This window comes from Streptomyces sp. NPDC014882 (assembly GCF_043081325.1).
GTDB lineage: Bacteria > Actinomycetota > Actinomycetes > Streptomycetales > Streptomycetaceae > Streptomyces.
In genome coordinates this window covers 118232-132451 of the sequence record NZ_JBIBWL010000019.1, presented here as the reverse complement: position 1 = coordinate 132451, position 14220 = coordinate 118232, and the positions used below count along the sequence as shown (strand labels likewise).

Sequence of the window (14220 nt, the reverse complement as noted above, 5' to 3'; positions counted from 1 at the left end):
GATGCGATGATTCCCAAAGGGAATGCAACTCCTTCCGGTGAAGCTTTTCCTCCCCGCTTCTTTTAATGCGTCCCGGTCAACTTCGTTTCGTTCCCGGAAACATGGGGAGCGACAGCGCCGAAGCCCACGGGTCTCCGTTCTTCGACCGCTCCCTCGCTCCCACCCCGGGGCTCTGCGCGGCCGGGTCCGACCGGGCGGAGGCCGGGCGGGCGAACGGCTCCGGTCCTTCGGCGGGGCCTGGCAGGTGCTCCGGGGCGGGCGGGCCGGAAGGGAATCCGGCCCCGTCCGTGTCCTTCACGGCGCCCGGTCCCGGCGTGCCGATTCGGATTCGGGCCGGTCCGCCGACGTGGGTGCCGCCGGCTCGATCGCGGACTCCCGCGACGGCGGATAGCGGACGGTCGGCGGCGGATAACGGACGGCTGGCGACAGGAGACCGGCAACTGCCATGGTCGAAAAGGAAATTGACGAGGTGACGGCCGGCGCGGGTCGGCATCTCCCGGCGAAGCCGTTCGCGGGGCAATACCCTGCGAGGACTTCGGCCGGATCGAGCGGACGATCTTCCGGCGGAGCGTGCGGTGAGCCGAGGGAACTGAGGGAGCCGAGGGGGCGGACACCCCACCGGGTCCGCCGCGACCCCGTGCGAGACCCGCCGCGACCCCGCGCGGGGCGCCGCCGGACGGACCGCCGCCGTCGCCGTCCGTGCGACCGGGGCGGCCCGGAACACAAGAGGGAAAACCCTGACAAGTCAATTCGCACGAATGCGGTCCCCCGAAGGGTGCTTCTTCGTCCGGAGTCTCCCGTTCCGTCACGTGCGGCCGCGAATCGGCACCGGCGGCCATGCGGACGGGTCCGCCAAAGTCAAGTGTTGACATGCGCTCCGCCGGTAAATGACGATCTCAGCCATGTCACGAGAACCCCGGAATTCGCGTGACCGCACGACGACATGACCAGGTGACCGACCGCCACTTTCCCGGACCCCCGGAACCCCGACGGGGGATTCCTCCGCTTCACGGCATCACGCGTGATGCCGTTCTCCACTGCGCCCGGGTCCCACCCCGACAGGAAGGCCAGGTCTTACCGGTGCAGCACGCCCCCCACCCCGCTCGGCCCGCTCCCGTGACGAGCCCCGCCTCCTTCGCCCAGCAACGCCTGTGGTTCCTGGCCCAGCTCCCCGGCGCGAGCGTCGCCTACAACGAGACCATCGCCTTCACGCTCACCGGTCCGCTCGACCGGCACGCCCTGAAGGCGGCCTTCGACGCACTGACGGTGCGTCACGCCACCCTGCGCACCCGCCTGGTGGCCGAGGCGGGCGGCGTCAGCCAGCACATCGACCCGCCGGGCGCCGGTTTCGCGCTCACCCTCGAGGACCTCGGCGCCGAGGCCGACCCGCAGGAGAGCGTGCGGATCCGCCAACTCCAGGAAGCCGAGAAGGCGTTCGACCTGGAGCGCGGCCCGCTCGGACGCGGCCGCCTGCTGACGGTCGGCCCCCGGCACCACGTACTGCTCCTGACGTTCCACCACAGCATCTACGACGGCGCGTCGATGAACGTGATGATGCGGGAGGTCACCGAGCTCTACACGGCGTCGCTGACCGGCGCCCCCGACTCCCTGCCCGCGCTCCCGTCCCAGTACGCCGACCACGCGCGCGCCCAGCGCGAGGCCGTCCTGGGCGGCGCTCTCAGGGCTCAGGAGGAGTACTGGAAGCAGGCCCTGCGGGACGCGCCGGGCGCGCTCGAACTGCCCGTCGAGCGTCCGCGGCCCGCCGAACAGGACTACGACGGCGGGCGCGTCGAGTTCACCCTCGACCCCGCCACCACCACCGCTCTGCGCGGCCTGGCGCGCCGGCACGGCGCCACCCTGTTCGTCGCCGTCCTGACCGGCTGGGCCGTGCTGCTGTCCCGCCTGTCCGGTCAGGAGGACATCGTTGTCGGGAGCCCGGTCGCCGGCCGTCGCGGGCCCGGCGCGTCCGCTCTCATCGGATTCCTCGTCAACTCCCTGCCGCTGCGCATCGACCTCTCCGGCGCACCCACCGCGTCCGAGGCGCTGACCCGCACCCGCACCGTCGTGCGCGACGCCCTCGACCACCAGGACCTGCCCTTCGAGCGCATCGTCGAACTCGTCAACCCCCCGCGCAGCGCCTCCCGGACCCCCCTGTTCCAGACCATGCTGGCGTGGGTGCCCGACCGGCGGGACCTGCTGCGACTGCCCGGCGTCGAGGCCGAACCGCTCCCGATCGCCCACGCTCCGGCCAAGTTCGACCTCGCCCTGTCGGCGACCGAGTCGCAGGGCGGGATCACCGGACACCTGGACTACGCCACGGCGCTCGTCGACCACGCCACCGCCCGGCGCTGGGCGGCGCACCTGCGCCGTCTGCTCACCGACCTGGCCCGGCACCCCGAGCGCGACGTCAGGGACCTGGAACTGATGGAACCCGGCGAGCGGCTCCGGCTGATCCGGGAGGGCGACACCACGGCCCCCGCCCCCTCCGACACCGCGGCCCCCGCCCCCTCCGACCCCGCGGTCCCCGCCCCCTCCGACCCGACGGCCGCCGCCCTGCGCACCGCCGACGGGATCGCCTCCCTCTTCGAGGACCGGGCCCGCCGGCATCCCACCTCGACCGCGGTCGTCGACGGGGACGGCACCCTGGACCACGCCACGCTCGACCACCGCGCCAACCGGCTCGCCCACGCCCTCGCCGCCCGGTCCGTCCGTCCCGGAGACGTCGTGGGACTGCACGCGCGCCGCACCCGCGACCTGGCCGTCGGCATCCTCGGCATCCTCAAGGCGGGCGCCGCCTATCTCCCCCTCGACCCCCAGCAGCCCCGCGAACGCCTCGCCGGGATCGTCGCGGACGCGGCCTGCCCCCTCGTGCTCAGCGACCACGCGCCGCAGGACCGCCCCGAGGACTGGCTGGACCTCACCGCCGTGGAGGCCGAGGGGACGACCGGGGAGCACCCGCCGGCCGACGCCGGCCGGGCCCCGGACCGGACCGCCTACGTCATCTTCACCTCCGGGTCCACCGGACGGCCCAAGGGCGTCGCCGTGGAACACCGCAGCGTCCTCAACCTGTTCGCCGTCTGGCACGAGCGCATGGGCACGGCGCCCGGGCAGGCCGGTTCGGCCTGGTCCAGCATCGGCTTCGACGCCTCGATCCACGAACTGCTGCTGCCCCTGACCACCGGCGGGGTCCTGCACATCGTCCCCGAGGAACTGCGCGGCGACCCGGACGCCCTGATGGCGTGGATGCGCACCCACCGCATCGTGCAGGCGTTCCTGCCGCCCGCCTACGTCAAGTGGATCGACGAGGACCCCGCCGAACGCCTGCGCGGCCTGTCGCTGCGCACCCTGCTGACCGGCGTCGAGTCCCTGACCGAGGCCGCCCTGCACCGCATGACGCAGCACCTGCCCGGCCTGCGGATCTGCTTCGGCTACGGTCCCACCGAGGCGACCCTGTACAGCACCGCCTACTACGACCCGCGCCCGCTGGAGCGGCCGTGCCCCATCGGCCGCCCGCTGCCCGGAACCCGCTTCCACCTGCTCGACAGCCGCATGCGGCCGGTTCCGCCCGGGGTGGTGGGGGAGGTCTACCTCGGTGGCGCGTCCCTGGCCCGCGGCTACCTCGGCCGCCCCGACCTGACCGGGGAACGCTTCGTGCCGGACCCCTTCGTGCCCGGTGAACGCCTCTACCGCACCGGCGACCTCGCCCGCCGGGACCAGGACGGCCAGGCCCATTACGCGGGGCGCGCCGACGACCAGATCAAGCTGCGCGGCTTCCGCATCGAACCGGCCGAGGTCGAGGCCGCGCTCATGGCCCTGCCCGGTGTGCGCGAGGCCGTGGTCCTGTCCGACCGCGACGCGGCCGGACAGCCCCGGCTGGTCGCCGGCATCGGCAGGGGGAGCGCGCCGGACCGCACCGCCGGCGACCGGCGCACCGCGCTCGCCCGCCGGCTGCCCGACCACATGATCCCTGCCGTCGTGCTCGAACTGGACTCCCTGCCGCTGAACCGCAGCGGCAAGGTCGACCGGGCGGAACTCCTGCGGCTCGTGCAGGAACGGACCTCCGTCCAGGTCAACACGGCGAGCCCCCGCGACCACGTCGAACACGCCCTGTACCGCATATGGCGGGACGTCCTGGTCCACCCCGGCATCGGCGTCGGCGACAACTTCTTCGACATCGGCGGCACCTCGCTGTCGGCCATCAAGATGGCCCACCGGGTCACCGAGACCTTCGGCCGCCCGCTGCCCGTCGCGGAGGTCATGCTGCGGCCCACCATCGAATCGCTCGGCGCCCTGCTGCGCGAGGAGGGCGAGCACCGCGCCCCCGGCAGCCTCGTCGAGTTCCGCCGCGGCACCGCGAGCCGGGTGGTGTGCGTCCACCCCGCCGGCGGCACCGCCTTCTGCTACCTGCCCCTGGCCGCCTTCCTGCCCCCACGGACCGGGCTCTACGGCATCCAGTCACCCGGAGTGAACCCCGGGGAGGACGTCCTGCCGACTGTGGAGGCCATGGCCGAGGAGTACCTGCGCCTCCTCGAACCCCTCGGAGACGGCCCCCTCGTCCTCACCGGACTGTCCTACGGAGGCCTCGTCGCCCACGAGATGGGACGCCTGCTCGCCGTGGCCGGACGCCGGGACGTGAGCGTCGTGCTGCTCGACACCCAGGCCACCGACGACGCCTCCGCCCGGGCGGGGATCACGGCCGTCGACGCCGCCGAGTTCCGCGACAAGCTCGTACGGTTCAACGGGATGTACCCCGGTATCGACGACGCCCAGGTCGAACGCTACTTCCGGATCTACAACCACAACCGGCTGACCGCCCGGGACCACCTGCCCGCCGCCTCACCGGCCCGCCTGGTGCTCGCCCAGGCCGTGCCAGGCGGCGCCGACACCCCCTTCCACGCCGAGGTGCGCGACTTCTGGCGACGCCGCGCCGAGGGCGACTTCCACGTCGAGACGCTGGAGTGCGACCACTGGGAGGTCCTCGAGGGCGACCGGGCCGCCCGCGTCGGCGCGCTGCTCGCCGCCGAACTGGCCCACCACGACACCGGTCACGCCCCCGCGCGACCCCTGACCACGTCCACGCGGGAGGCGTGATGGACCAGCCCGTACCCCCCGGCCCGCTCGCCGCCGCCGTCCTGGCCCAGGCCCGCCGCACCCCCCGCGCCGTGGCCGTCGAGGACGGCGCCCGGGTGCTCGACTACGCCGAACTCGACCTGCTCAGCGGCCGGGTGGCCGCACGGCTGCGGGCACTGGGCATCCGCCCCGGACACTCCGTCGCCGTCGCTCTGCCCCGCTCCTGGCAGCTCGTCTGCGTCCTGCTCGGCGTCCGCCGGGCCGGGGCCGCCGTCGTCCCCCTGGACCGCCTCAGCCCGCCCGACCGCCGGCGCCACATCCTCCGGGACAGCGCCGTCGTGGCGGTGGTCCGCGAGGAGGCGCACGCACCCGACGACGTGTCCGCCGAGGCGCTCCTCGCCCCGCACGAGCCGGCCCCCCGCACCCACCCGGCCGAGGACGCCGCCGCGCGCGACGACGACGGCACCGCCTTCGTCTTCTACACCTCCGGCAGCACCGGCCGTCCCAAGGGCGTCGAGGTCACCGACGACGGCGTGCTGCGCCTCGCCCAACCCGGCTACATCGACCTGCGCCCCGGCGCCCGCTACGCCTGCCTGTCCAACCCCGCCTTCGACGCCCTCAGCTTCGAGATCTGGACCCCGCTGCTGACCGGAGGCGCCTGCGTCGTCCTCGACGACACCCGGGTGCACAGCCCGCACCGGCTCGCCGACGCACTGCGCGCCCGCCGCATCGACACGCTGTTCATCACCGCCGCCCTGTTCGACGCGGTCGTGGAGGAGGTGCCCGGCTGCTTCGCCGGCGCCGCCCAGGTCCTGATCGGCGGCGAACGGCTCAACGCGCCCCTGGTACGCCGCTGGTACGAGGCCAACCCCTCCTCACGCACCGTCCTGCACAACGTCTACGGGCCGACGGAGGCAACGACGTTCGCCCTGTGCCACCCCGTCCCGCGCGACCTCACCGGCGACGAGATACCCGTCGGCACCGCGCTGCCCGGCACCGGCGTCCTGCTGCGGACCGACGACGGACGCACCGCCGGACCGGGCGAGGTGGCCGAACTCTGGCTGTCCGGGCCGGCCCTGGCCCGCGGCTACCGCAACCTGCCCGAGCAGACCGCACACGCCTTCGTCCGGCTGCCGGACGACGACGGCACCCCACGCCGCTGGTACCGCACCGGCGACCTCGTCCGCCGGGACGCCGACGGCCCGGTGACCTACGTCGGCCGGGCCGACCGGCAGGTCAAGGTGCGCGGCTTCCGCATCGAACCCGGCGAGGTCGAACGGCAGCTGCTGGCCCACCCCGCGGTCCGCCGGGCCCACGTGTGCACCCGGCGCGACAGCGCGGACCGCAACGAGCTGGTGGCCTTCCTCGTCCCGGGCGACGACCTCTCCCACGACGCCTACGAGCGCCACCTCACCGCGTCCCTGCCGGTGTACATGCGCCCGCACCACACCCACCTGGTGACCGAACTCCCGCTGACCCCCAACGGCAAGGTCGACCAGGCCGCCCTGCTGCGGGACGCCGGCGCCCCCTGGCGCGGCAGCCGCGCCGGCGAGGTCCGCATCACCGCCGGACAGCGGCCCGTGCTGGAGATCGCCGAGGAGATCCTCGGCATCACCGGCCTGTGCCCCGACGACCGCTGGATCCCCAGCGGCGGCGACTCCCTGAAGGCACTGCGGTTCCGCTTCGAGATCCTCGGCCGCCTCGGCGCCGACCTCCCCCAGGACCTGGTGCTGCGCGCCGACTTCGCCGCCCTGGCCGACGCCGTCCACACCCCCGGCGCCGCGACGGACGGCCACCCGCCCGTGCCGGCCGGCGGGTCCGGACCGGACGCCCCGGCCACCAGCGAGCAGGAACGCCTCTGGCTGCTGCACCAGCGCGACCCCGCGGACCGCTCCTACGACGTCCCCCTCGTCTTCCGGACCGAGGGCCCCGTCGACACGACCGCCCTGCGCCGCGCGCTCCGCACGCTGGTCGAGCGGCACCCGGCCCTGCGCACCCGGCTGGTCCCCACCCCCGACGGCCTGCTCCAGCGCACCGAAGCGCCCTACGACCCCTGGCGGCAGCCGGACACCGGTCCCGGGGAACCCTGGCAGCGGACCGCCGACCGCTTCTTCGCCCACCGCTTCGACCTCACCGAACCGCACATGCTGCGCGCGGGATGGGTGCGCCGGCCCGACGGCGGCCTCCTGCTGTTGCACCTGCACCACGTGGCCGTGGACGGCTGGTCCCTCAACCTCCTCCTCCGCGACCTCACCGACGCCTGCCGGGGCGACGTCCCCGAGCCCGAACCCGCCACCGCTCCCGCCGACTTCGCCCGCTGGCAGGGCGCCTGGCACGCCACCGAGGCCTACGCACGCCGCCGCACCGGGCTGCTCGCCCGCTACGACCGCACACCGCGGCCCGCACCCCCCCTGCCCGCCCCCGCGGGACCCGGCCGGCCCCGGGCCGGACTGCTGCGCACCTCCCTGGACCTGGTCCGCCGCACCGCGCTGGACCGGCGGGCCGCACAGCTCGGCCTGACCAGGTTCCAGCTCCTGGTCTCCGCGTTCACCGCGAGCGTCCACGGCGTCACCGGACAGGACCGCCCGCTGATCGCCGCGCCCGTGGCGAACCGGCCCCGCCCCGAGTTCGCCGACACCGTCGGCATGTTCGCCAACACCGTGCTCCTCGACCTGGCCACGACGCCGGACGACTCCCTGACGGCACACCTGAGCGCGCACGCCGACACCGTCCGCGCCGTCCTCGCCGCGGACGACGTCGCGCTCGCCGACGTCCTCACCGGCCCCGCCCTGCGCGAACGCACCCCGCTGTTCGACTACCTGTTCGTCCTGGAGAACACCCGGTTCTCCACGCTCCGCCTCGACGGCTGCGAGACACGGCCGCTGTGGCCCGAACCCCTGGGCGCCAAGTGCGCGCTGACCCTCTCCGTGGTCGAGCACGAGGCCGGCTTCGACTGCCTGTGGGAGTACCGCGACGACCTCGGCGCCGAGCGCGCCGAGGCGGCCGCCGGCCTCTTCCGACAGGCCCTGGACCACCTCGTCGCGGACGACGGCACCACCCTGCGCGAACTGGTCGCCCCCTACCGGCACTCCCTGCCCGACCACGGCCGGGGCGGCACACCGCGGCCCGACTTCACCACCGTCGCCGAGGGCTTCGCCCGGCAGGCGGCCCGCACCCCCGGAGCACCCGCCGTCCGCTCCGGCGAACTGAGCCTCACCTACGCCGAACTCGACGCCCAGGCGAACGAACTGGCCGCCGCCCTGCGCACGCGGGTGCCGTCCGACCCCGCCGCGCCGGCGGCCGTCGCGCTCTACCTCCAGCCGTCCGCCGAGCACGTCGTGGCCCTCCTGGCCGCCGCCCGGCTCAACGTCACCGTCGTCCCCCTCGACCCCGCCTACCCGCCGGCCCTGCTGCGCCGCGTACTCGACCAGGCCGACCCCCTGTGCGTCCTGGCCGCCCCCGGGGACCTCGACGCGCTCGACGCCCTCGCACCGCCGTCCCTGCCCAGGCACCCGCTCACCCTGGCCGGGGACCCGCAGGCCGCGCCCGTACCCCACCGGCACCCGGCGCTGCGCCCCCTGTACACCCTGTTCACCTCCGGCTCCACCGGCACCCCCAAGGGCGTCCAGGTCCCCGACGCCACCCTGTGCAACCTGCTCACCTGGCAGCGCACCGAGGGCGGCCTCGACCGGCCCGCCGTCACGCAGCAGTTCTCCATGCTCTCCTTCGACGTCTCCTTCCAGGAGATCCTCACCACCCTGTGCTCCGGCGGACTCCTGCGGCTCGTGGACCCCGCCTGGAGGCAGGACGTGCCGGCGCTGCTGGAACAACTGGAGACCGGGGGAGCGGAACGGATCTTCCTGCCGTACGTGGCCCTGCAGCTCCTCGCCGAACACGGCGTGTGCACCGGACGCTTCCCGTCCCGCCTCCGTGAGGTCGTCACCGCGGGCGAGCAGCTGGTGTGCACCGACGCGATCCGCCGCTGGTTCGCCGGCCTGCCCGGTGCGCGCCTGTTCAACCACTACGGGCCGACCGAGACCCACGTCGTCACCGGCCTGTGCCTCGAGGGCGACCCGGCCCGCTGGCCCGAGCGGCCCGCCATCGGCAGGCCCGTCTCCCACGCGGTGCTGCGCGTGGTCGACGAGGGCGGCCTGCCCGTGCCACCGGGCGCCACCGGCGAGCTGCTCGTCGGCGGTCCGATGGCCGGACGCTGCTACCTGGGCGACGCGGCCGCGCACGAGGACCGGTTCCTCGACGACCCGGAACTCGGCACCCTCTACCGCACCGGGGACCGCGCCCGCTTCGACGACCGGGGCCTGCTCCACCACGTCGGCCGAGACGACGGCCAGGTCAAGCTCGGCGGACACCGGCTGGAGCTGGGGCAGGTCGAGGCCGCGCTGCTGCGGTACCCCGGCGTGACCAACGCGATCGCGGTGGTGCAGGACGGCCGGCTGGTGGCGGCCCTGCAGTGCCGGGGTGAGGACCCCGACCCCGCGGACCTCGCCGCCCACCTGGCCCGCCTGCTGCCCGCCCACGTACGCGTCACCCGCTTCCGCCGCCTGACCGACGTGCCGCGCACTCCCAGCGGCAAGGCGGACCGCCGGGCGGCGCTCACCGCCCCGGGCCGCGACCTGCGGCCGCCGGCCGGCGCGACCGCCTCCCTCACCCCGCTGGAACAGCGGCTGACCGGCCTGTTCGAGCAGGTCACCGGCCGGACGATCGCCGCGGGCCAGCGGTTCTTCGACGCGGGCGCCACCAGCCTGGACCTGATGCGCTTCCAGCTGCGGTGCGCGGGGGAGGGGGACCTGTCGTTCGGCGTGCCCGATCTGTTCGAGCACGTCACCCCGCGCGCCCTGGCGCGGCTCCTCGACGGCCGGGACCGGCCCGGGCGGCCGGCGCCGCGGACACCGGAACACGGGACGCCGCAGCGGCGCACCGACGACCCCGTGGCCGTCGTCGGCATGGCCGTCCGGCTGCCCGGCGCCCCCGACCTCGCCGCCTTCTGGGACCTGGTCACCTCCGGCCGGCGCGGCATCGAGCACTTCCCCGCCGCCGGCCGCGTCGGCGCCCGCAGCCAACTGCGGGGCCCCCTCGCCTTCGACCCCGGCCGCTTCACGATCAGCCCGCAGGAGGCGCGGCTGATGGACCCCCAGCAACGGCACCTGCTGATGAACTGCGTCGAGGCCCTCGCGCACGCCGGGCTCGGCGACCCGGGGGCACAGCGGATCGGGCTCGTGGCCTCCTGCGGGGAGAACACCTACTTCCGGCGCATGCTGCGCGAGGGCGCCCCCGACGCGCTGCCCGACGACTTCCGCCTGGCCCTGCACCACGAGAAGGACTTCCTCGCCACCAAGGCCGCCTACCACCTCGGCCTCACCGGTCCCGCGCTGACGGTCCAGTCCGCCTGTTCCAGCTCGCTCGTGGGGGTGCACGTCGCGGCGGGCATGCTGCGCGAGGGCGACGCCGACGTGATGCTCGTCGGCGGTGTCCTCGTCGACACCGAACTGACCGACGGCTACACCTACCGGCCGCAGCACATCTTCTCGCCCGACGGGCACTGCCGGCCCTTCGACGCCGAGGCGCAGGGCACCGTCGGAGGCAGCGGCGCCGCCGTGGTCGTCCTCAAGCGGCTCTCCGCCGCCCGCCGCGACGGCGACACCGTCTACGCGGTCGTCACCGGCTCGGGCGTCAACAACGACGGCGGCGACAAGCTCGGTTACAGCGCCCCCTCCCGGTCCGGGCAGCGGGAGGCGATCCGGACGGCCCTGGCCCGCAGCGGACGCGAGGGCACCGACGTGGGATACGTCGAGGCGCACGGCACCGGCACTCGGCTCGGGGACCCGGTGGAGGCCGCCGCGCTCCGGGAGGCCTACGGCCTGGCCGACGACGCGCGCATGGCGCTCTCCTCCGTGAAGAGCCAGATCGGCCATCTGGGCGCCGCCGCGGGAGTCGTCGGCCTCGTGCGGGCCGTGCTCGCCGTGCACCACGGAGTCCTCCCGCCCACGGTCGGCTTCGGCCGGCTCAACCCCGAGATCGCCGACGGCCCGTTCCGCGTCCCCGCGGCGGCCGAGACCTGGCCGCACGACACGCCGAGAGTGGCCGCGGTGAGCAGCTTCGGCATCGGCGGGACCAACGCCCACCTGCTCCTGGAGCACCCGCGGCCCGCGGCCGGCCCCGGCCCCGCCCCGGACGAGGCGGTGCCCTGCCTGGTGCTGTCCGGCAGCTCCACGGCCGCGGTCCGCCAGGACGCACGGCGCATCGCCGCCCACCTGAGGACGCATCCGCAGGACTACCCGCGGGTGCTGCGCCACCTCCAGTCGGGCCGGCCGGCGCTGAGCCGGCGCGCGGCGGCGGTCTGCCCGGACGCCGCCTCCGCCGTCGCCTGGCTCGACTCCGCGTTCGCCGTCACCACGCCGGACCCGCGCGACCGGCTCCCGGTCCAGGAACGCGACCCGCACACCCTCGCCCGGGCCTGGACCGACGGGCACCTCCTCGGCCTGTCCGCCGCCTCCGCCCCCGCGCCATGGAACTTCCCGCCGCCCGCCTTCGACACCACGGACCACGACTTCCCGCGCGCTTCCGGCACCGGGCAGACCATGCAGGCCGGGCAGCCGGCCGACGGCGCCCCGCGACGGCTGCCCGCCGAACAGTGGCTGCACCAGCCGGTGTGGACACGGCTGCGCCGCGCCCGCACCGACGCCCCCCGCTCCCCGCGCACCGCCGTGGTGGTCACCGGGGCCGGGACCGACGCCGCGTCGTGGCGGTTCCTGGAGCGGCACTACGCCCGCGTGGTGACCGTGAGCGCCGGTCAGGACCTCACCCGCCTCGCCGAGGACCACTACGCGGCCGACCCGGCCGACCCCGGACAGCTGGCCGCCCTGCTCGACCGCCTCGCCCCGCGGACCGGCGCCGGCGCCGACTGGCTGCACGCCCTGCCCCTGGCCCTCGGCACGGGCCTCGACGAGCACACGGTGGAGAGGGCCCAGTGGGCCTGCCTCGACACCGTCGCGGCACTCGCCCGCGCCCTCGCCGACCTCCCGGAGGCGCACCGGCCGCGCGTCTGGCTGCTGTCCCACGGGGCACAGCCGGCCGGCGGCGGCGTCGACACCCCCGCGGCCGGACTGCTCGCCGCGGCCCTCGAAGTCCCGCGGCAGGAGACGGGGGTCGCGACGCGCTGGGCCGACCTGCCCGCACCGGACCCCGCGCGATGGGCGGACCGCCTGCCCGACCTGCTGCTCGACGACACGCTCCACGACTCCGCGACCGCCCTGCGCGACGGCTTCTGGTGGCACCGCACCGTCCAGCCCGTCACCCTCACCGTCCCCGGCACCCCGCCGGGCGCGCCGCGCCCCGGGACCGGCGGCACCCACCTGGTGCTCGGCGGCACCGGCGGGATCGGCTCCACCCTGGCCGCGCGGCTGCTGGAGCACCCCGGCGACCGGGTCGTCCTGGTGTCCCGCGGAGGCGGCCTCCCGGCCGCGCTGCACGCCCACCGGGACCGCGTCACGCACGTCGCGGCCGACCTCGCCGCAGCCGACCTGCCCGCCCTCGCGGACCGGCTCGCCCCGCACCTCGGGGAACTCGCCGGGATCGTGCACGCCGTCGGCACCGCCGACGGCCGGCTCCTCGCCCGCCGCGACGCCGCGACCGCCCGCCGCACCACCGCGGCCAAACTGCGCGGGGCCCTGCTCGTCGAACTGCTCGTCGCCGCACACCGTCCCGGCTACGTCGCCTACTGCTCGTCGATGGCGGCCCGGTACGGGGGAGTGGGACAGTTCGACTACGCCGCGGCCAACGCCTGCCTGGACGCCTGCGCCCACTACGCGCCCCCCGGCGGCCCGGACACCACCGTACGCCTGAGCATCGGCTGGGACGCCTGGCGCGAGGTGGGCATGGCACAGCGCGCCCCGGTCGCCGGCACCCGCCACCAGGACCACCTCGCGGTGGCGCTGACCCCCGACGACGGCGCGGCGGTGTTCGAGCGGGCCCTGCACCTGCAACTGCCCCACCTGCTGGTCAGCACCACGCCCCTGGAGCGGGCACACCACTTCTACGAACCGGCCGCCACACCGGGAACGGCCCCCGCGGCGGCCGCGCACGGCGACCCCGAGGCCGAACTCACCCGGTTCCTGACCGGCCTGCTCGGCGTGGACGCCCTCGACCCGCAGGACGCGCTGTACGACCTGGGCGCCGACTCGCTGACCCTGCTCGAACTGCTCGACGAGGTCAAACGCCGCTACGGCACCGACGTCGAACTGTCCCGGCTCGGCCACCGGGTGAGCCTCGCCGAGATCCTGCACCACCTGGGCGCGGGCACGCCGGCGTCCGCCGCGGTGGACGTCGAGGTGTGGCAGCGCGGCACCGGCCGGGACGTGCTGTGCCTGCTCCATCCGATCGGCGGTGACGTCCAGGCCTACCGCCCGCTCGTCGCCGCCCTCCCCGAGGAGCTGACGGTCTGCCTGATCGCCGACCCGAGACTGCGCGACCCCGGCCTGCCCGCCCGCTCCGTCGCCGACCGCGCCGCCCACTACCTGGAGGCCGTGCGCGCCGCGTTCCCGGAACCGGACCGCGGACTGCGACTGGCCGGCTGGTCGTTCGGGGCCTGGACCGCCCTGTCGATGGCCGCGCTCGCCGAGGCGGCCGGCCGGCCCGCCGACGCCGTCTTCCTGCTCGACCCGCCCCCGCCCGGCGCGGGCGACCGGCTCGCCGCCTACGACGAACGGCAGATCGACGCCGTGTTCGCGCGCGAGCTGGCCGGCAACGGCGGCGGTGCGCTGACCCGTTCCGGCCGGGCCTACGCCGAACGCCTCGCCGACTGCTGCCGCGCCAACCTCGCGGTCATGGCCGGGCACCGGCCGCCCCGCCTCGAGACGACGCCCGCCACGGTCTGGCTCGCCGAACGCCCCGTCGAGGACGGCGCCATCGCCCCGGAGCCGACCCCCGCGGGCGCGTGGACCGCCCACCTGCCCGCATCGTTCGCCCTCCACCACGTCGACGCCACGCACTACGGAATCGTCGCCGAGCCTCACGTGCGGGCCGTCGCCGCCGCCCTCGCGGCCGCCCCGGGCGACCCCGGCGCCGCTCCGACCCCGTCCGCCGGACACCCCTGAGGAGGACACCGTGCAGCACCCGTACACCCGCCTGCCCGCC

At 75.5% G+C, this 14220-nt stretch carries 2 protein-coding genes; both read left to right on the top strand.

Annotated features, from left to right (window positions below; translation table 11 throughout):
• Positions 1–1116 precede the first annotated feature (1116 nt).
• Complete coding sequence (locus ACF09K_RS31585) at positions 1117–5091, top strand: amino acid adenylation domain-containing protein (RefSeq protein WP_392248748.1); 3975 nt, start codon at positions 1117–1119, stop codon at positions 5089–5091.
• Positions 5091–14180, top strand: coding sequence for an amino acid adenylation domain-containing protein (locus ACF09K_RS31580; protein ID WP_392248747.1), 9090 nt, complete (start codon positions 5091–5093; stop codon positions 14178–14180). The genes ACF09K_RS31585 and ACF09K_RS31580 overlap by 1 nt, the downstream gene beginning before the upstream one ends.
• Positions 14181–14220: the final 40 nt, after the last annotated feature.

What these genes read in the sequence shown, in the direction of transcription:
- ACF09K_RS31580 (WP_392248747.1), top strand. Translation starts at nt 5,091, where the DNA reads ATGGACCAGCCCGTACCCCCCGGCCCGCTCGCCGCCGCCGTCCTGGCC.